The organism is Pusillimonas sp. SM2304, from assembly GCF_031628915.1.
Taxonomy (GTDB): domain Bacteria; phylum Pseudomonadota; class Gammaproteobacteria; order Burkholderiales; family Burkholderiaceae_B; genus Pusillimonas_C.
In genome coordinates this window covers 193,168-213,220 of record NZ_JAVLUJ010000003.1, presented here as the reverse complement: position 1 = coordinate 213,220, position 20,053 = coordinate 193,168, and the positions used below count along the sequence as shown (strand labels likewise).

17 protein-coding genes are annotated in these 20,053 nt (G+C 61.6%); 12 read left to right on the top strand and 5 right to left on the bottom strand.

Annotation, left to right across the window (positions count from 1 at the left end):
• The first annotated feature begins 108 nt into the window (after nt 1–108).
• The 10 genes from aceA (at nt 109) to RE432_RS15820 (ending at nt 8,112) form a co-directional block, all read left to right on the top strand.
• On the top strand, nt 109–1,434 hold the full coding sequence (gene aceA / locus RE432_RS15865; protein WP_310934481.1) for an isocitrate lyase: 1,326 nt from the start codon (nt 109–111) through the stop codon (nt 1,432–1,434).
• 115 nt (nt 1,435–1,549) lie between these two features.
• A complete protein-coding gene (locus RE432_RS15860; protein ID WP_310934479.1) occupies nt 1,550–2,515 on the top strand; it encodes a hypothetical protein in 966 nt (321 codons plus the stop codon).
• A gap of 3 nt (nt 2,516–2,518) precedes the next feature.
• Nucleotides 2,519–2,671 carry a cbb3-type cytochrome oxidase assembly protein CcoS gene (gene ccoS / locus RE432_RS15855; protein WP_310934478.1) on the top strand — a complete coding sequence of 51 codons (153 nt, stop codon included), beginning with the start codon at nt 2,519–2,521 and terminating at the stop codon, nt 2,669–2,671.
• A gap of 138 nt (nt 2,672–2,809) precedes the next feature.
• Nucleotides 2,810–4,300: a cytochrome-c oxidase, cbb3-type subunit I gene (ccoN, locus tag RE432_RS15850; RefSeq protein WP_409079880.1), complete on the top strand. Its 1,491-nt coding sequence runs from the start codon at nt 2,810–2,812 to the stop codon at nt 4,298–4,300.
• 12 nt (nt 4,301–4,312) lie between these two features.
• Nucleotides 4,313–4,969, top strand: a complete 657-nt coding sequence (gene ccoO / locus RE432_RS15845; protein ID WP_310934476.1) for a cytochrome-c oxidase, cbb3-type subunit II — start codon at nt 4,313–4,315, stop codon at nt 4,967–4,969.
• Complete coding sequence (locus RE432_RS15840; RefSeq protein WP_310934475.1) at nt 4,969–5,142, top strand: CcoQ/FixQ family Cbb3-type cytochrome c oxidase assembly chaperone; 174 nt, start codon at nt 4,969–4,971, stop codon at nt 5,140–5,142. The genes ccoO and RE432_RS15840 overlap by 1 nt, the downstream gene beginning before the upstream one ends.
• Nucleotides 5,135–6,058, top strand: a complete 924-nt coding sequence (gene ccoP / locus RE432_RS15835; RefSeq protein WP_310934474.1) for a cytochrome-c oxidase, cbb3-type subunit III — start codon at nt 5,135–5,137, stop codon at nt 6,056–6,058. Before RE432_RS15840 ends, ccoP begins: the two co-directional genes overlap by 8 nt.
• 10 nt (nt 6,059–6,068) lie before the next feature.
• On the top strand, nt 6,069–7,571 hold the full coding sequence (ccoG, locus tag RE432_RS15830; protein WP_310934473.1) for a cytochrome c oxidase accessory protein CcoG: 1,503 nt from the start codon (nt 6,069–6,071) through the stop codon (nt 7,569–7,571).
• Nucleotides 7,572–7,588: 17 nt separating this feature from the next.
• The gene (locus tag RE432_RS15825) at nt 7,589–7,828 is read left to right on the top strand and encodes a FixH family protein (RefSeq protein WP_310934472.1); all 240 of its coding nucleotides are present in this window, start codon (nt 7,589–7,591) and stop codon (nt 7,826–7,828) included.
• 29 nt (nt 7,829–7,857) lie between these two features.
• Entirely contained in the window at nt 7,858–8,112 is a 255-nt protein-coding gene (locus RE432_RS15820) for a hypothetical protein (RefSeq protein WP_310934471.1), read from the top strand.
• Nucleotides 8,113–8,141: 29 nt separating this feature from the next.
• Here the strand turns inward: RE432_RS15820 and fnr are convergent, their stop codons facing one another.
• The 3 genes from fnr to RE432_RS15805 all read right to left on the bottom strand — a co-directional run bounded on the left by fnr (nt 8,142) and on the right by RE432_RS15805 (nt 9,937).
• A complete protein-coding gene (gene fnr / locus RE432_RS15815) occupies nt 8,142–8,870 on the bottom strand; it encodes a fumarate/nitrate reduction transcriptional regulator Fnr (RefSeq protein ID WP_310934470.1) in 729 nt (242 codons plus the stop codon).
• A 488-nt stretch (nt 8,871–9,358) separates the two neighbouring features.
• Nucleotides 9,359–9,697 (bottom strand): type II toxin-antitoxin system PemK/MazF family toxin, encoded by a 339-nt coding sequence (locus RE432_RS15810; protein WP_310934469.1) that lies wholly within the window; start codon nt 9,695–9,697, stop codon nt 9,359–9,361.
• Between the two features lie 9 nt (nt 9,698–9,706).
• Complete coding sequence (locus RE432_RS15805) at nt 9,707–9,937, bottom strand: AbrB/MazE/SpoVT family DNA-binding domain-containing protein (RefSeq protein WP_310934468.1); 231 nt, start codon at nt 9,935–9,937, stop codon at nt 9,707–9,709.
• A gap of 190 nt (nt 9,938–10,127) precedes the next feature.
• Between RE432_RS15805 and clpB the strand changes: the two genes are divergently transcribed.
• Nucleotides 10,128–12,722: an ATP-dependent chaperone ClpB gene (clpB, locus tag RE432_RS15800; protein ID WP_310934467.1), complete on the top strand. Its 2,595-nt coding sequence runs from the start codon at nt 10,128–10,130 to the stop codon at nt 12,720–12,722.
• 50 nt (nt 12,723–12,772) lie between these two features.
• Here clpB and RE432_RS15795 read toward each other — a convergent pair whose 3' ends face one another.
• Both RE432_RS15795 and glnE read right to left on the bottom strand, forming a co-directional pair.
• Nucleotides 12,773–13,456, bottom strand: a complete 684-nt coding sequence (locus tag RE432_RS15795; RefSeq protein WP_310934466.1) for an epoxyqueuosine reductase QueH — start codon at nt 13,454–13,456, stop codon at nt 12,773–12,775.
• Between the two features lie 51 nt (nt 13,457–13,507).
• A complete protein-coding gene (glnE, locus tag RE432_RS15790) occupies nt 13,508–16,282 on the bottom strand; it encodes a bifunctional [glutamate--ammonia ligase]-adenylyl-L-tyrosine phosphorylase/[glutamate--ammonia-ligase] adenylyltransferase (protein WP_310934465.1) in 2,775 nt (924 codons plus the stop codon).
• Between the two features lie 194 nt (nt 16,283–16,476).
• On the opposite strand from glnE, the gene RE432_RS15785 reads away from it, so the two are divergent.
• Nucleotides 16,477–20,040: a YhdP family protein gene (locus RE432_RS15785; RefSeq protein ID WP_310934464.1), complete on the top strand. Its 3,564-nt coding sequence runs from the start codon at nt 16,477–16,479 to the stop codon at nt 20,038–20,040.
• The last annotated feature ends 13 nt before the right edge of the window (nt 20,041–20,053 follow it).

Here is a 20,053-nt window from a genome sequence, read left to right as displayed (position 1 = left end):
TTTTTAATCTTATATAAGACATAAGTGTTATTTGCCCTGCAACAAAGGCGTAGACTTTTCTCCATGGTTTTTCACTTTTCTTTTTTAACTTTTTAAGGGAATGACATCATGACCACACGAGAAAACGAAATACGCAACTTGCAGAAAACCTGGGCCGAAGATGCCCGCTGGCAGGGTATCAAACGGGGTTATGGCGCGGAAGAGGTCGTCCGCCTGCGCGGATCGGTGATGGTGGAGCATACCCTGGCGCGCCGCGGCGCTGAAAAGCTTTGGGGGCTGCTGCATACCGAGCCTTTCGTCAACTCGCTGGGGGCGCTGACGGGCAACCAGGCCATGCAGCAGGTCAAGGCGGGGCTCAAGGCGATTTATCTTTCCGGCTGGCAAGTGGCGGGGGACGCCAACGGCGCAGGGGAAATGTATCCCGATCAGTCGCTGTACCCGGCCAATTCCGTTCCGCAGGTCGTACGCCGCATCAACAACGCCCTGACCCGCTGCGATCAGATTCAATGGATGGAGGGCAAGAATCCCGGCGATCCGGACTATCTGGATTATTTCGCGCCCATCGTTGCGGATGCCGAAGCTGGATTCGGCGGCGTCCTGAACGCCTTCGAGTTGATGAAGGCCATGATAGAGGCCGGCGCAGCCGGGGTGCACTTTGAAGACCAACTCGCGTCGGTCAAGAAGTGCGGCCACATGGGCGGAAAAGTGCTGGTTCCCACGCGCGACGCCGTGGCCAAGCTGGTGTCGGCCCGGTTGGCCGCCGACGTCATGGGCGTGCCTACGCTGCTGCTGGCGCGTACCGACGCAGACGCCGCCGATCTGGTCACGAGCGACATTGATGAAAACGACCACCCATTCATTACCGGCGAACGCACGGTCGAAGGCTTTTTCCGCACTCGCGCCGGCATTGAGCAAGGGATTGCGCGCGGCCTGGCCTATGCGCCATATGCCGACCTGCTGTGGTGCGAAACATCGACCCCCAATCTGGAATACGCCCGCCAGTTCGCGGAAGCCATTCATCGGCAGTTCCCGGGCAAAATGCTTGCCTACAACTGCTCGCCCTCGTTCAACTGGAAGAAGAATCTGGACGACGCGACGGTGGCGAAGTTCCAGCGCGAGCTGGGTGCCATGGGTTACAAGTTCCAATTCATCACCTTGGCCGGCTTCCATGCCTTGAACTACGGTATGTTCGAATTGGCCCATGGCTACGCCCGCCGCCAGATGAGCGCCTTTGTAGAGCTGCAGCAAAAAGAGTTCGCCGCTGCCGACCAGGGCTTTACGGCGGTCAAGCACCAGCGTGAAGTGGGCACCGGTTACTTCGATGCCGTCACCCAGGCCATCGAAGGAGGCCAGTCATCCACGACGGCGCTGACGGGTTCCACCGAAGAAGCCCAATTCGAAACCCAGGCTGGAAACAGCCGCAGGGTCGCTTGATGCCGTCCCCGCCCTGTGCGCATCGCAGGGCGGGGCGTCAGGAATAAATTCCAATCATTTCAAAACCTTGATCTAAATCAACTCGCGCGCCGGGGCATTTGTTATATTGCCCTCCATGCGCGCATTCTCCATTTTTTCCACCCCCGGCGGGCTGTCGGACGGCGACCGCCAAAAGCGGCGGCATATGCTTGCCCGCATGGGATTGGGGTGGCTTGCCATGATGCAGGTCATGATGTTCGCCTTTCCGGGCTACCTGCGCTCCGACAGCATGGCGCCTGATAACCTTGAATTGCTTGATCAGGCCATTTTCCTGATGAATTGGATCAGTCTGGTGCTCACGGTACCGGTCATGCTGTATTGCGCCTGGCCGGTCTGGGGCGGGGCGTGGAACAGTCTGCGGCGCGGCAAAGTGGGCATGGATGTGCCTGTTGCGCTGGGCATCATTGCCGCCTTCATTCCCAGCGCCCACACGGCCTGGACGGGCCACGGCGAAGTCTATTTCGATTCCGTCACCATGTTCGTGGCCTTCTTGCTGACGGCGCGCTACCTTGAGCTGTGCGCCCGCCAGGCGGTGGGCGCCGGGGAAGCGCACCGATTCATCGAACAATGCCGCGCGGCCCTGTCCGGGCGCGCCAATCGGGTGGCGTTCTGGTTTGTGCTGGTGCAGCTGGCCCTGGCTTTCCTGGTGGCTGCCGTTTGGTATGTCTATGTTCCCGAGCGGGCCATTGGGGTCATGGTGGCGCTGCTGGTCATGAGCTGTCCCTGTGCCATGGCGATGGCGGTCCCGACGGCTGTTGCGGCGGCGCATGCCAGCTATTCGGCTTCCCCCGATACGGCCCGGCCCGATCCGCGGCAGCTGGTTCAGGCCACGGGCACGGTGGCGCGTCAAAATTTATACGGTTCGGTGGCGTGGCATCTGCTGATGACGCCCCTGGCGGCCTGCGGCCTGGTGGCGCCCTGGCTGGCGGCCATCACGATGCTGCTGTCATCGCTTGCGGTGGCCTTCAACTCGTGGCGCCTGTTCCGGCAACAGACGCGGCCGCTCAAGCGTGGCTGGCAAGCCGCCGCGGTACAGGGCTAGGGCATGGCCTCATCCCTGTTCCTGTTGCTGCCGATTTCCCTTTTTTTGGTGATTCTTATCGGCGCGGCGTTCTGGTGGGCGATTTTTTCCGGCCAGTTCGACGATACGAACGAGGCCGCCGAATCCATCCTTCACGATAATGATTCTGAAGGCTGACGAATTTTTATAAAGTGTGGCGCGAAAGCGTCGGCTCTGAACGCATGGCCTTCTTTTTGATGCACATCAAAGTGGGTAGGCACGCCATGGGCGATGATGCTGGCGTCTCGCATTGTTTATTTGTTTTAGGGGAAGCTCATGGGCATGTCCGATACTGTCGGAACACAGGCCGAAGTCTTCAATTACCGGGTGGTCAGGCAGTTCACGATCGCCACGGTATTCTGGGGCGTCATCGGCATGGCGGTTGGTGTGTTGATCGCCGCGCAACTTATCTGGCCGGAACTGAATTTCAACACGCCGTGGCTCAGCTATGGACGCCTGCGTCCGCTGCATACCAACGGCGTTATTTTCGCGTTCGGGGGCAGTGCCCTGTTTGCCACGTCGTATTACGTTGTCCAGCGCACCTGTCAGGCGCGCCTGTTCAGCGACAAGCTGGCCGCCTTCACCTTCTGGGGCTGGCAAGCCGTCCTGGTCGCGGCAGTCATTACCCTGCCGCTGGGCTACACCAGCACCAAGGAATACGCCGAGCTGGAATGGCCCATCGACATCCTCATTGCCCTGGTCTGGATCGCGTTCGCCGTCGTTTTCTTCGGTACGATCGCAAAACGCCGGGTCAAGCATATTTATGTGGCGAACTGGTTTTTCGGTTCCTACATCCTGACCATTGCCGTCCTGCATATTTTCAATAACCTGCAAATGCCGGTCACGCTGTGGAAATCGTACTCGGCCTATGCCGGCGTGCAGGATGCCATGGTGCAATGGTGGTACGGCCATAATGCCGTGGGCTTCTTCCTGACCACCAGCTTTCTGGGCATGATGTATTACTTCGTGCCCAAACAGGCGGGCCGCCCGATTTACTCGTACCGCCTGTCCATCGTGCACTTCTGGGCCTTGGCATTCACCTATATGTGGGCCGGCCCTCACCATCTGCTGTACACCTCGCTGCCCGACTGGACCCAGACTTTGGGCATGGCCCTGTCGCTGATCCTGCTGGCGCCCTCCTGGGGCGGGATGATCAACGGCATCATGACCATGTCGGGTGCCTGGCACAAGCTGCGCACCGATCCCATCCTGAAGTTCCTGGTCGTGGCCCTGTCGTTCTACGGCATGTCGACATTCGAAGGCTCCATGATGTCCATCCGGACGGTCAATGCCCTGTCGCACTACACCGACTGGACCGTGGGCCACGTGCACTCCGGCGCGCTGGGCTGGGTCGCCATGATCACCTTCGGCTCGTTCTACTACATGATTCCCCGCCTGTACGGCCGCACCTCCATGGCCAGCATGAAACTGGTCGAGCTGCACTTCTGGATCGCCACGCTGGGCGTGGTCCTGTATATCAGCTCGATGTGGATCGCGGGGGTCATGCAGGGCCTGATGTGGAGCGCGACGGGCACCGATGGCACCCTGACCTACAGCTTTGTCGAAGCCGTCAAGGCAACCTATCCGTTCTACGCGATCCGCCTGATGGGCGGGCTGATGTTCTTGTCGGGCATGTGCATCATGGCCTGGAACACCTGGCTCACCGTCAAAGGGCAACCCAAGGTCAACCCGGCGGTGCCGCTGTATAGCCCCGATGCCCGGGATCCCGCCTACATCGGCCCGGCCTCGGCGACGGCGACGGCTTAAGGAGAAAGCAACATGGCAAAGAAAAGTACCGGTTTTTCTCACAAGCTGATTGAAACCAATGTCGGACTGCTGATCATCCTGAGCATTGCGGTCATCTCGTTCGCGGGCCTGGTGCAGATCGTTCCGCTGTTCTTCCAGCACTCGACGACGCAGCCCACCCCGGGCGTGACGCCCTACGAGCCCCTGCACCTGATCGGGCGCGACATCTACATACGCGAAGGCTGCGTGGGCTGTCATTCGCAGCAGATCCGGATGCTCAGCTCCGAAGTGCAGCGCTATGGGCCGTACTCCCTGGCGGGCGAGTCGAATTACGATTACCCCTTCCTGTGGGGCTCCAAGCGCACCGGGCCCGACCTGGCCCGCGTCGGGCAGCGCTACTCCGACGATTGGCACCGCGTGCATTTGCGCAATCCGCGCGATGTCGTCAAAGAGTCCAATATGCCGGCCTATCCATGGCTGCAGCGCAACTCGGTCGAGAACGAGAACGTTCAGGCCCGCATGCGCGCACTGCGCCGGCTGGGGGTGCCCTACACCGATGAGCAGATTCAGAACGCGCCCGAGCAGTTGAAGGGCAAGACCGAAGAAGACGCCCTGGTGGCCTATCTGCAAGGGCTGGGTGTCGCCGGCCGCGAAGCCGCAGCCAAGGCGGTCGCTGAAGGAGAGCTGTAATGGCCGTACTCAACGGCGTGGCGACCCTACTCGCCATCCTGACTTTCCTGGGGATTGTCTGGTGGGCATTTTCACGCGGCCGGGCCCAGGCCAACCACGACGCATCCATGCTGCCGTTCTCCGTTCCTGACGAAGCCATCATGGATAAAAAAGAAGGGGGCTCTCATGAGTGATTTCGTCAGTAGCTTCTGGAGCTACTTCATCAGCATCATCGCCGTGGGCGGCGTGATCTTCTGTCTTTGGCTGCTGTATACGCAGCGCGCCTGGCTGAAGCAGACCGCCCCGCAGGTCGAAGATACCGGCCACGTATGGGACGGCGATCTGACCGAACTGAACACGCCCGTGCCCCGCTGGTGGACGGTCTTCTATATCGGCCTGTGTGTCGTGGCCTTGCTCATGTTCTTCCTGTATCCGGGGCTGGGTTCATACAAGGGGTCGCTGGGCTATACCTCGGCCGGCCAGGTCAAGGCGCAGCAAGAGGCCTTGAATGAGCAGATCAGGCCCGTCTATGCGCGCTATGGGCAAATGTCCATCCCCGAGGTGGCGCAGGACGCCGATGCGCGCCAGATAGGCCAGCGGCTGTTCCTGAACAATTGTGCGCAGTGCCACGGCTCCGACGCGCGGGGCAGCGGCAATTTCCCCAATCTGGCCGACGGCGACTGGCTGTACGGCGGCGAACCCGAGCAGATCCTGCATACCATCACCAAGGGCCGGCACGGCATCATGCCGCCCTGGGGCGCGCAGATCAAGCCGGCCGAGGCGTCCGACATCGCGCAGTACGTACGGTCGTTGTCGGGCTTGGCGGCTGATTCTTTGCGGGTAGTGCCGGGCAAGCGCGGCTTCGATACGTTCTGCGTGGCATGCCACGGCGTCGACGGCAAGGGCAACACCGCCGTGGGCGCGCCCAACCTGACCGACAATGTGTGGTTGTATGGCAGTTCCGAAGCGTCCATTGTGGAAACCATCCTGAACGGCCGCGAGAACCGGATGCCGGCCCAGGAAGGCATCCTGACGGAAGACCAGATCCGCATGCTCACCGCATGGGTATGGGGACTGACCAATCAAGGTGCGGCCGCAAGCACAAAATAAAGGCATAGGCATGAGTAGCGAACCACCCGTCAACCAGGCACATGGGAAAACGTCCGAGGCGGTGCCTGCCTGGCAGCCGCCCCGGGTCCGCCAGGCGGGGGGAGGAACGTCTCCTCAGGTGGAAAAGGCGCTGTCGGACGTCCGCAGCAAAATTTACCCGCGCTCGGTCACGGGTATCTTTGCGCGCTGGCGCATCGTCATGGTCTTCGTCACTCAGCTGATTTTCTATGGCTTGCCCTGGCTGCAATGGAATGGCCGCCAGGCCGTCCTGTTCGATCTGGCGGCCCGCAAGTTTTACATCTTCGGCATGGTGCTGTGGCCGCAAGATGTGATTTATCTTGCGGTGCTGCTTGTCATTTCCGCGTTTGCCCTGTTCCTGTTTACCGCCATGGCCGGGCGCCTGTTCTGCGGCTACGCCTGTCCGCAAACGGTGTATACCGAAATCTTCATGTGGGTCGAGCGCCGCATCGAGGGCGACCGCCTTGCGCGCATCCGGCTGGACGAACAGCCCTGGAATGCGCGCAAGATCCGGCTCAAGGTATCCAAGCATATCGTGTGGATACTGATTGCCTGGTGGACGGGGTCCACCTTCATCGGCTACTTTGCGCCCATACGCGAACTGGGCATGGGCCTGCTGACGCTTTCGCTGGGGCCGTGGCAATGGTTCTGGATGGTGTTCTATGCCTTCGCCACATGGGGCAATGCCGGCTTCATGCGTGAAGCCGTCTGTAAGTACATGTGCCCTTATGCCCGTTTCCAGAGCGTCATGGTGGACGATGACACCTTTGTGGTGACCTACGACCATGTCAGGGGCGAGCCCCGGGGCGGGCGTTCGCGCCGCATCGACCACAAAGAGGCGGGCATGGGCGATTGCGTCGACTGCAGCCTGTGCGTGCAGGTGTGTCCCACCGGCATCGACATCCGCGATGGCCTGCAGTACATGTGCATAGGCTGCGGCGCTTGCGTGGATGCCTGTGACACCGTCATGGATAAAATGAATTATGAAAGAGGCCTGATTCGCTACACCTCGGGCCGCGCCATTACCGACGGCATGACGCAAGGGCAGGTGCGCAAGCGCATGTTGCGGCCGCGCGTGCTGGTCTATTCGGCCATACTGGGCCTGATCATGATGGCTTTTGTCGTGTCGCTGGCCACGCGCACCACCTTGCGTGTCGATGTCATCCGCGATCGCGGCGCCCTGGGCCGCGAAGTGCCGGGCGGCATGATTGAAAACGTATACCGCCTGCAGATCATCAACACCTCGGAATCACCGCTCACGCTGACGCTCGGCGCCCGTGGCGTGCCGGGACTGTCCATCGTCACTGCGGAAGAAAACACGGCAACCGTGGAGGTCGGCGCGGCGTCGAATAAAATGGTGCCGGTTGTGGTGCGTGCGCCGGCCGGCGAGGTGTCTTCCGGCCTGCACGAGATCGAGCTCACGGTCGACGGACAATATCTCGAAGGCAGCCAGGCCAGTGTCGTCGAGCGTTCCAGCTTCTTCGTGCCCCGATAACCGTCAAAGGGAAGATCATGCCAACTGTGAACAACAAAGCTTCAACCGACGCCAGGGACAGCGGTCCGTGGTGGCGTGAGCCCTGGCCCTGGATACTCATGGCCGGGCCGGCCGTGGCTGTCGTGGGGTGTATTATTACGATAGTGCTGGCGTTTCAGAACATGGGTAATCAGCCCATTGACGATGGCGGTGTCAAACGCGGGCTGGTCGTCAGCAAACAAATACAGGCTCCCGTGCCCAAGGAGTCCCAAGAATAGATTGTGTCAATACAGCAGGAGACCGGCTTATGCAGTATCGTTCGTTAATGTGGATTTTGTGGCCTTCGTTCCTGATCGGGGCGGCGACCAGCGCGACGGTGTTTGCCTTGGTGGACCCGCTGGATGTCACCTTCCTGGGCTATTTGCATGCCACGCGGCAGCAAGTGTATGCCGGCGGTTTCTTCCTATTCTGGCTGATGGCGGCGCTGTCCAGCGCATTGACCTTGCACATGGCGCCGCGCGGGCGCATTGTGGACGAATTCGGCGATCCGATCGAGGGTTGAGCCTGGCGCGCAGGGCGCTGCTGCGGCAATCAGCCGCAGTCGGTGCCCGATAGTTCCTGCAGTCCCCGCATATCCACGATATGCACTTCCCGTTGCTGTACCCGGATCAGCCCGTCGCGCGCAAAGCGTGAAAACAGGCGGCTGACGGTTTCCAGCGTCAGGCCCAGATAATTGCCGATTTCTTCGCGGCTCATTCTAAGGATGAATTCGTTGGGCGAGTATCCCAGGGTTGCCAGGCGTTGCGACAGATTGATCAGGAATGCCGCAAGCCGTTGTTCGGAGCGCAGCGCGCCCAGCGCCATGACCAATTGGTGCGAACGGCTGATTTCCTTGCTCATGAGGCGGCGCAACTGCTGCTGCAGCGCGGGCAGATGCTGCGACAGCAGATCAAGCTCGTCAATGCGTATGACACAGACCTCGCTGTCTTCCAGGGCAATGGCATGCGACACATGGGTATTGTCCAGCAGCCCGTCCATGCCGATGATCTCGCCAGGCAACAGAAAGCCGGTGATCTGCACCTGGCCCGAGGAGTCTTCCAGTTGGGTTTTCAGGGACCCCGAACGAATGCCGTAGACGGCTTCGGTCTTGTCCCCCAGACGGAATAATGCGGACCCCTTGGGGATACGAATGCGCTCTTTGACCAGCTCATCCAGTTTGGCGATATCGCCACGCTGCATGCCGATCGGTAAACAGATTTCGCTCAGCATGCAAGTCGAGCAACGTGTGGCGTCAGAGGGAACAGAAATTCTTTTTTGCATGCGGTCGCCCCGAGGACGAATTAAATAATCGGGTTTCGAAGGAACAAAACAACATTGTAGGCCAAAGGTTAAGGGAAAACCCTTGGCCTGCTTGTTTGACCTGTGTCAAGTATACGGTAGCGGGCTCTGAATTGCCCCACAGCCGTGGGGGTATTTTTTTGCCTTGGGCCGCCCCAAGGCAAAAAGCGCCCCCTCGGGGGATGAGCCCGGACACAGGACAGTCCCTGCGGGCTGTTCTGTGCCTGGCGAATCGGAGCGGCCTGCAGGCCGCGAGGTGGACAGCAAGCGGACATTAGCCCGCGCAGCGTGGGGGCATTTTTTGCCGCCGGGCCGCCCCAAGGCAAAAAGCGCCCCCTCGGGGGGCAGCAAGCAGGCATGAGCCTGCGCAGCGTGGGGGCATTTTTTGCCGCCGGGCCGCCCCAAGGCAAAAAGCGCCCCCTCGGGGGGCAGCAAGCAGGCGTGAGCCTGCGCAGCGTGGGGGCATTTTGTTAGGCCTTGGAAATCAGCGCCAGGAGCTTTGCGCGCACCTGTGCAAGTTCGGCGGCGTTGACCCGCCCCTGCTGGCTGATCTTGGTATTGACCCAGTTGATGCTTTTGACCTGATCCGAGAGGACGGCCAGTTGTTGCCCGGATCCGATGAGGACCTCGAAGGGATACCCCTTGATATGTGTCGTGATGGCGCAACAGACCATCAGGCCGGTCTTTTTGTTGTAGGCCAGGGGGCTGAGCACCAGCGCAGGCTTGTAGTCGTCGTGGCCATCCTGGCCGGGAAACTCGAAATGCAGTCTGATGATGTCGCCGGTATCGGGCGTATAGCGCTTGCTCATGCCTTTCCCCTAGTCGCCGGCGGCGCCGAAATCGATTTCGGCGTGTACGTTTCTGGGCTTGATGCCGTGCAACAACTGGCCCAGCAGGTATTCCTCGGAACGCACCGGCTGAATGACAATCGAGCCGCGCTCCAGGCGAAGCTCGATGACATCGTCCGGGCTGAGCTTGAGCGACTTCATCATGGACGACGGCAGACGCACAGCCGCGCTATTACCCCATTTCTTGATCACGCCACGCATGGCTGCTCCTTTCAGGCTGGTTTTTATTGAACTGAACGGGTCAGGATGGGCCCCGCTTGCGCATACCCAGGCTGCTGGCGATAGTGTAAACGGTGTCTCGCCGAGGGGGGAAGCCCCTTGAAATTCGCCATTACAGCCGCACCTATTCACTATTCGAGCACAAGCTCTTTCTCATTTCAGTGAAACGATTATGCGATTCGATAAACTCACCACGAAGTTTCAGCAGGCTATTGCCGATGCGCAAAGTCTCGCTGTCAAGCACGACAATCAGTACATCGAGCCGGCCCACGTGCTGGCTGCGTTGCTGGCCGACCCGGATAGCGGCGCGGTCAGTCTTCTGGCCCGGGCGGGGGTTGCCGTCAATCGCCTGGCCGCCGCCGTCACTACCCAGATAGAAGGGTTTCCCCAGGTACAGGGCGCCGAAGGCAATATCCAGGTCAGCCGCGATCTGCAGGCGGTGTTTGCCCGTACCGACAAAGAGGCCTCCAGCCGCGGCGATGCCTATATTGCCAGCGAACTGTTTCTGTTGGCGCTGGCTGACGACAAGGGTGAAACTGGCCGGCTTCTGCGCGAGGCCGGCTTGCAGCGCAAAGCCCTGGAAACCGCCATCGAGGCGGTGCGCGGCGGCGCGTCGGTCGCCGACTCGGAAGACGAGTCCAACCGCCAGGCGCTGGCAAAGTACACGACCGACCTGACCGAGCGCGCCCGCATAGGCAAGCTGGATCCGGTCATTGGCCGCGATGATGAAATCCGCCGCGCCATCCAGATCTTGCAGCGCCGCACCAAGAACAATCCGGTCCTGATCGGCGAACCCGGCGTGGGTAAGACCGCCATTGTCGAGGGGCTGGCTCAGCGCATCGTCAATAATGAAGTGCCGGAAACGCTCAAGGGCAAGCGGGTACTGTCGCTGGATATGGCGGCCTTGCTGGCGGGCGCCAAGTACCGCGGCGAGTTCGAGGAACGCCTCAAGGCCGTCCTGAAGGAGCTGTCCCAGGATGATGGGCAGACGATTGTCTTCATCGACGAGCTGCACACCATGGTGGGCGCGGGCAAGGCGGAAGGCGCCATGGACGCCGGAAACATGTTGAAACCAGCCTTGTCCCGGGGCGAATTGCATTGCATCGGCGCCACGACGCTGGACGAATACCGCAAATACATTGAAAAAGATGCCGCGCTGGAGCGCCGCTTCCAGAAGGTGCTGATCGGCGAGCCGGATGTGGCGTCCACCATCGCCATATTGCGCGGCCTGCAAGAGCGCTACGAGCTGCATCACGGCGTGGCCATCACCGATCCGGCCATCGTCGCCGCCGCCGAGCTGTCCAACCGTTACATCACGGACCGTTTCCTGCCCGACAAGGCGATCGACCTGATCGACGAGGCCGCCGCCCGCATACGCATGGAAATCGATTCCAAGCCCGAGGTCATGGACAGGCTGGACCGCCGCATCATTCAGTTGAAGATCGAGCGGGAGGCTGTCAACAAGGACACTGACGAAAGTTCCCAGCGCCGGCTCAAGGCCATCGAGGACGAGCTGGTCAAGCTGCAGCGCGAATACAACGACTACGAGGAAGTCTGGAAGTCCGAGAAGGCCGCCGTCCAGGGCTCGCAGGCGATCAAAGAGGAAATAGAGCGCACCCGGGCTGAAATGGCCGAGCTGCAGCGCAAAGGCCAGTTCGACAAACTGGCCGAGCTGCAGTATGGCAAGCTGCCCGAACTGGAAGGCCGGCTGGAATCCGCGGAAGCCAGCCAGCAGGCCGCCACCGATACCGACCGGCCACGGCTCTTGCGCACCCAGGTCGGCGCCGAAGAGATTGCCGAGGTCGTGTCGCGCGCGACGGGGATTCCCGTGGCCAAGATGATGCAGGGCGAGCGCGACAAGCTGCTCCAGATGGAAGATTACCTGCACCGGCGGGTGGTCGGCCAAAGCGAAGCCGTCACCCTGGTGGCCGACGCCATTCGCCGCTCGCGGGCGGGCTTGTCGGATCCATCGCGCCCTTATGGTTCCTTCCTGTTCCTGGGCCCCACGGGCGTGGGCAAGACAGAGCTGACCAAGGCTTTGGCGAGCTTCCTGTTCGATTCCGAAGACCACTTGATACGCATCGACATGAGCGAATTCATGGAGAAGCACTCGGTGGCGCGCCTGATCGGGGCGCCTCCGGGCTATGTGGGCTATGAAGAGGGCGGCTATCTGACCGAAGCGGTCAGGCGCAAGCCTTATAGCGTCCTGCTGCTGGACGAGATCGAGAAAGCGCATCCCGACGTGTTCAACGTGCTGCTCCAGGTATTGGACGATGGCCGGCTGACCGATGGGCAGGGCCGTACGGTGGATTTCCGCAACACAGTCATCATCATGACGTCCAATCTGGGGTCGCAGCACATCCAGAGCATGGCCGGCCAGCCTTACGAGGTGATCAAAGAGGTCATCTGGGACGAGCTCAAGCAGTCCTTCCGCCCCGAGTTCCTGAACCGGATAGACGAGGTCGTGGTCTTCCATGGCCTGGAAGCCAAGCACATTGAATCCATTGCCCGGATTCAGCTGGAGCGGTTGGGGCAGCGCATGGCGCAGAAGGAAATGCGCCTGGAGGTATCCGATGCGGCCCTGGCGCAACTGGCTCGTACGGGTTTCGATCCGGTCTTTGGCGCTCGCCCCTTGAAAAGGGCGATCCAGCAGCACATCGAGAACCCGATCGCCCGCTTGATCCTTGAAGGCAAATTCGGCCCCAAGGATGTGGTGCCGGTGGATTGGCAGGATGATCAGTTCGTGTTTTCACGGACGCTGCAATAGCTTGTTTCCTGGCGGGTTTCACCGCCAGGTTCAGCCGCGCGCAGAAATGATCAGTTGGTCCCGGGCGGCGGATTCAGTTCCAGTTCATCCTTGCCGTAGAACTTGATCCCGATCTTGATGCGCTCGCGCCCCTGGGCGCGGCGATGCCGGTTGGTGTCGCGCAGCGAATACACGCAGCCGCAGTATTCCTGCTGATAGAACGCTTCGCGCTTGCTGATTTCTATCATGCGGGCCGAGCCGCCGCCTTTGCGCCAGTTGTAGGTCCAGTAGACCAGTTCCGGGTAGCGCGCGGCCGCGCGCTCGCCGCAACCGTTGATCTGGTTCATGTCTTTCCAGCGCGAAATGCCCAGCGAGCTGGTAATGGTGTCGTAGCCATGCTCGTGGGCATACAGCGCGGTGCGCTCGAATCGCATGTCGAAGCATACCGTGCAGCGCTGCCCGCGCTCAGGCTCGTCTTCCAGCCCCTTGACGCGCTCGAACCAGTTGTCGCGATCGTAATCGGCATCGATGAAGGGAATGCCGTGTTCTTCAGCAAAACGGATGTTCTCGTTCTTGCGGATTTCGTACTCGCGATCCGGATGGATATTGGGGTTGTAGAAATAAATGGCGTAATCGATACCCGACGCGGTCATGGCCTCCATGACTTCGCCCGAACAGGGCGCGCAGCATGAGTGCAGCAGCACTTTTTTGCGGTTATCGGGCAGGACGAGCTTGGGACGTTGCAATTCGATCATGATTCATGGGCGCGGCTGTTGCGGCGCAGTATAGCGTTCAATATAGGCATTTTAGTCCCCAATGACGCTATTCCAAAGCGCGGTCACGGTAGCGCGCTCTTGCGTCAGGTGATCGCTGGGTACACGCGCTTTTTCAGCGCCCTGCAGGCGCAGGGCGTGCTGCCGCTTTCTGAACGCCCGGTAAGCATCGCCCGCCTTGCCGGCCAGGTCCGCCGGAATCAGTCCCGATTCCGCCGCCAGGCGCAGCAGCGCGATGTTGCCCAGGTTGTCCAGCAAGGCCGGATATTCCCTGGCAAAACATAGCACCAGGTATTGGGTCACGAACTCGACATCGACCATGCCGCCCCGGTCGTGCTTGAGGTCGAAATCGGCCGTGCGGTTGGGGTGGCCCGCGCTGATTTTCTGGCGCATCTGCCGCACTTCGTCCTTGAAGCTTTCTTTGTCGCGCGGCAACAGCAGCACTTGCCGGCGGATGGCTTCGAAGCGTTCTCCGATGGCGGCATCGCCGGTGACGAATCGGGCCCGTGTGATGGCCTGATGCTCCCAGGCCCACGCGTGCTGCGTTTGGTATTGGGCAAAGGCTTCCACGGATACCGCCAGCAGGCCCGCATCGCCGTCGGGCCGCAAGCGCAGGTCGATTTCATACAGGCGCCCCGACGACGTCATGGTGGACAGCCACGAGGCCATGCGCCGGCCAAGCTTGGCATAGAGTTCGCTGGCCTCGTCGTTGGGGTCGTCGTACAGGAAGACCAGGTCCAGGTCGGAGGCGTAGCCCAGTTCCTTGCCGCCCAGGCGGCCGTAGGCAATGATGGCAAAGCGGGGCGGGGCAAGGTTCTCGCGCTGGCCGCGCGGCTGCACCTGCGGCCACACCCGCGTGATGGTCTCGGCCAGCAGCAGGTCGGCCAGCGCGGAAAGCCGGTCGCCCAGCTGTTCCACGGTCAGCACGCTTTCCAGGTCCTGGGCCAGCAGCTGGAACGTAATCTGGTGCTGGGTGTCGCGCATCAGATTCATTTGCTGCTCGACATCGTGCTGCCCGTCCGGCAGCAGGCAGGCTTCGAGCTCCTCGTGCAGTTGCTGGGCGATCTGGCCGAAATCCGGGGGGGCCAACAGGGAACGCCATTCAATCAGGCTGTCCAGGAGCAGGGGGTAGCGGCTCAGGTATTCGGAAGCCCAGGGGCTGGCGCTGACAATACGCGCGACGCGGGCCAGGGTTTCAGGGTATTCAGCCAGCAGCGCCAGGTAGGCGCTGCGCTGGGCGATGTGTTCGACCAGCGTGAGCAAGCGCACCGCCGTGGTTTCGGGCTGTTCGGTTTTCGAGGCCATGTCGATGATGGCGGGCAGCAAGGCTTCCACCCGTTTGCGGCTGGTTTGCGACAGGCTCCGGATGCGGTGGCTGTCCAGCAGCGCGTCGACCCGCTGGCAAATGGCCTGGGCCTGGTCGCCGATCTGTTGCTGGATATGATCGCTCAGGTCTGCGCAGGGGGCATCGCCCTGCGGCTTGGGCGCCGTATCGGCGTCGTCGTCGCCGCCCATGCCGGCAATCCGGAAGGCATTGCGGAAGGTTTGGGACACAAAAGCGCGGTGCGCGGCAAGCTGGGCCTCAAAGTCGGGCTGCGTCATGCCCATGGCGCGCGCCAGCCCGGCGCAGCCTTCGGGGTCCCTGGGCAGCAAATGAGTCTGTTCGTCTTCGCGGTACTGCAGCAAATGCTCCACACGCCGCAGGAAACAATAGGCGGCGGCCAACTGTTCCGCGACGTCGGAGGCGATAAGACCGGCTTTATCCTGCTTGTGCAAGGCGGACAGCAGCCCGCGCTGCTGCAGCGAAGGCATGCGGCCGCCGCGGATCAACTGGCTCAGTTGCACGACGAACTCCACTTCGCGTATGCCGCCGTCGCCCAGTTTGATGTTGTGCACCGTGTCGACACCGTTGCGCGCCAGGGCGCGCTTCTGCCAATCCAGGCGTATGCGTTCACGCAGTCCGCGCAAGGCGGCCAGTGCGTCGAAGTCAAAATACTTGCGATAGACAAAAGGTGTGCGCAATGCTTCCAGCTGTTCGATCTGCGCCGACGGATCGCTGCCCTCGAATGCCTGGCAGCGGATGACACGGCCTTTGAGCCAGGCATAGCGTTCCCACTCGCGTCCCTGGGTAACCAGATAGTTTTCCAGGGCGTCCAGGCTCCAGGCCAGGGGGCCGGAGTCCCCATCGGGGCGCAGGCGCAGGTCGGTGCGGAATACCTGGCCGTCGGCATCGATCTCGGATAAAACCGGCATCATGCGCTGCGTGACGCGTCCATAGAACTCATGGTGGCTGATCTTGCGGCGGCCGGTGGTTTCGCCTTCTTCGCCATAGAGCATGATCAGATCGATATCCGATGATACATTCAGTTCCTTGCCGCCAAGCTTGCCCATGCCTACAATCAGCAGCTCTTGCGGCTTGCCGGTGCCGGGGTCCAGCGGTATGCCGTGTACCTCGGCCAGGCTGGCGGCCACGCTTTTATAGGCCTCGGCCACGGCGATGTCCGCAAGCGCCGACATGGCGCCGACGATTTCCTGCAGCGGCGCCATCCCGTTTATATCGCGCACCAGGGCTGAATAAAACACCCGTTCGCGCAACTGACGCAAAATGCGCCGTACCTCGGCCACCGGCAGGGCCGCGCCGGCCCCGTCGTTTTTCAGCGCTTCCAGCCATTCAAGAATCGTTTTGCGGCTAAGCGGCTGGTCCACCGCCTGGATCAACCATTGTTCGAATGAGGTGTTGGCGACGAGTTTCCGGCGCAGGGCGCCCGACCACTGCAAGGCGGGCGCTAATATAATGGCTTCAGACATAGGGCTTATGAAAGGAACGATACAAGAAACAGGAACACGGTGACCGTAAAAACAGAAACCCGAGATACTGCAAATATTACTGGCTAATTCAATCTGTGCTCCAATTTTCTTCTGCAATTTTGCGCTTCGCCGGAAAAATTGCACTCCTTGCCTACTTCCTCGCTGCGCTCCTGTTTCTGGGCGTTCGATATTGGGTGCTGCCCAATATCGACCACTGGCGGCCGCAGATCGAGCGGCAGTTGTCCGACGCGCTCCAGGTCAGCGTCAGGCTGGGGCGGATCAACGCCGAGTGGAAGGGTCTGAATCCCAGGCTGGAGGCCCTGGACGTCCGGTTTACCGATAGGCAGGGGCGCACCCTGCTGGCCGTGCCCGATGCCCGGGCGACGCTCAGCTGGCGCAGCGTGCTTAGCCGAATCCCGCAGTTTACGGCGCTTGAGGCGCGCGGCGTCGACCTGAGCCTGCGCCGCGATCGCGATGCCCGGTTCTGGATCGTGGGCCACGCATTCAGCGCGAGCGGGCCGGCGTCGCCGGCCGGCGACGCCGGCCGTATGCTGGACTGGCTGCTGAGCCAGCGCCGGATTGTCCTTCGCGAAGCCACCTTGCGCTGGACCGATGAACTGCGCAATGCGCCGCCCCTGGTCCTGGATGGCGTGACCTTGAATCTCGCCAATCGATACCTGGATCATCGTTTTATGCTGCTCGCCGAGCCGCCCGCCGCCCTGGGGCAAAGGCTGGACATACGCGGCGAATTCCTGCGTGGGGGGAAGGCAGGGGGCAATCCGCTGAGCCTGGAGGATGGCAGGGGCCAGCTGTATGCGCATGCGGGAAATATGCAGCCTCTGGCGTGGGCGCCCTGGCTTGATTTGCCGCAGGCCTTGCAATCGGGCCAGTTGTCCGTCCGGAGCTGGCTGAAGTTCGACGGAGGGCGGATCACCTCGCTTACCTCGGATATGACCGTCGCGCAGGGGCATTGGGCATCCGGCGGGGGCCTTGATCTTCAGGCGCAGTCGCTGCGCCTGTTCTTGTCGGGCTCGTGGCCGGAGTACAAGAGCCTGCTGCGGCGGGACAGCGCCGGGCCGGAAGACGCCGGGCAAACGCCCGGGCAAGGGATTGAGTTTCGCTTGCTGGGCCAGCAACTGGATGGCCGGGCGCCCCAGGTGTTTGAACATCCGATTGCCTTGCAAAGCATCACGTCCCGGGGGACTGTCCAGAGGTCGAGTCGCGGCTGGCGGGTGGGGGTCCAGAACCTGGCCCTGGCCGGCAAGGAGTTGAATGCCAGCCTGCAGGGCGACTGGCAAGAGGGCGGGTCGGGCGACGCCGGGCTGATCGACATGCAGGGTCGTATCGAACGGGCCGCGATCTCGGCCATCAACACCTATATGCCCAGCATGGTCAACGAGGACGCGCGCAATTGGATGGCGCAAGGCCTGGTGGCGGGCGAAATCGCTGACGCCCGATTGACGCTGCGGGGCGACCTGGAGCATTTTCCTTTCAACGACGAGCCGGACAAGGGCGACTTCAGGCTGGATGGGCGGTATGCCGGCGTCACCATTGATTATCTTCCGCCCGAGCCGGGCGCCCTGGGGTGGCCTCGCCTGGACGATATGCGCGGGACCGTGGCTTTGCACCGCGCGGACTTGCGCCTGTTTGCCCAGGAGGCGGTCATGCGGCCTGCCCCGGACCACGTCATACAGTTGAATAACGTCCAGGCGCGCATTCCAAATATCGAACACGGTTCCGTGCTGAGTGTGACCGGCGATACGGTGGCCGAAGGCCAGGCCTACCTGAAACTGATGACCCATGCGCCCTTGGGAAAGATGCTCGACGGGCTGTTCAACGCCGCCAGCACCGACGGCACGTGGCGTGTGCCTTTGGCGTTGACTATTCCCTTGCTGCACAGCCGCGACAGTACCGTACAGGGCGCCATCCATTTCTCGGGCAATACCTTGCGCCTGGCGCCTGAAGCGCCCCCGCTGACGCAAGTCACGGGCAGGCTGGACTTTAGCGATACGATGATTGCCGCCACAGGGCTGAAGGGGGCGTTCCTGGGAGGCCACTTGTCCATGGAGGGCGGGGTCGGCGGCCAACTGGAGGGCTTGCGGATGCAGGGCGCGGCAGCCGCCAGCGCATTGTCGGACTATGTGGGGCTGGAGGGCATGAAACGGCTGCAAGGCAACGTACCGTATCAGGCCCGTTTGCGGCGCGGCAAGGATGGCGCCTTCTCGCTGGACGTCGATTCCGATCTGAAAGGGCTGGCCATGGATTTTCCCGAACCGTTCGGGAAAACGGCAGATCAGGCCATGCCCTTGAAGGTTCATTGGGGCCGCCATACCGGTGGCAAGGACAACGTGCTCAGGATAGAAGCGGATAATCAGTTGCGGGCAAGCCTGCTGCATCGCGCGAACCAGAAGGGCGGGGCGTATTTTCATGCCGGCGCGCTGGGTGTGAACCAGACGGTGGCGTTGCCCGCGTCGGGCATCAACCTGGATGTGCGCCTTCCCGCTGTGGATGTCGATGCCTGGGATGCCGCGGTCACGGCGTTTTCCGCCGTGGCGCCCAAGGCGGGCAAGGCGGCCAAGGCGTCTGCCCGGCCTTTGCTGCCCGGCATCAATCAGGTGCGCTTGCAGGCGGATACGCTCAAGGTCCAGGGCCTGACCCTGGATGAACTGACGTTCACCGCGCGCCAGCCGCAGGCGCATCAGTGGCGTGTCGATATCAGCTCATCGCAAACCGCCGGGACCCTGTTCTGGCGTGAAGCGAACGGGAAGGTGGCAGGGCGCGTCGATGCCAGCTTCGATCGGCTGGCATTGGGCAGCGTAGGGGATGATGACGATTCAGACGCGTTCGACGACAGCTTCCAGTTCGATGACGATCTGGATATACCCGGCATCAATCTGCGTGTGAAGAATTTTCGCCTGTACGGGCGCGAGGTGGGCGAGCTGTCGCTGGTTGGGGTGAATCAGTCGCGCGGCCGTCTCTGGCAACTGGAACAACTGAACCTGGCCAGCCCATCGGCTGAGCTGTCGGGGTCAGGCTTGTGGCGTCTGAGCGGCCCCGACCGCGGCCTGGTGCTGGATGCCGAAGCCCGCATGACCGACCTGGGCGCTTATCTAGAGCAGATTGGCCTGCGCGATGTCATGAAGGCGGGGCAGGGAACCGTGCAAGGCAGGCTTGAGTGGCGCAATATGCCTTGGGATTTCAGCAAAACAGACTTGAACGGCCATATTGCGTTTGATCTGGAAAAAGGACGTTTCAGCACGCTTAACTCTTATTCGGCCCGTTTGCTTGAACTGCTGTCCTTGCAGTCGGTCAAGCGGCTGGCCCGCCTGGATTTCAATCCGGCCGGACTGACCAAGGACGGTTTTCCCTACGATAATCTGCGTGGCAATGTGACCGTGGAAAAGGGTCTGCTGAGCACGAGCGATTATCGGGTCATCGGCCCCGTCGGAACGATTGTGATCGGCGGGGACGTCGACCTGACCAGCGAGGCGATTGATCTGCAGGCTGTGGTGATTCCGAATCTGGATGTCAGCGGCGCGGCCGTTGCGGCCGGCATTGCCATCAATCCCATCGTGGGCGTAGGCGCTTTCCTGACGCAGTGGCTGCTTCAGGCGCCGCTGGCCAAGGCCATGACGGTGGAATACCAGATAGGCGGCAAGTGGTCCGACCCCCAGATCAAGGAAGCGTCGGGCCCGTCATCCAGCGCCCACGCCCGCGACCAGGGCGAACAGGCGCAACCACCCAAGGTCACCCCCTAGCGCGCATGCGCGC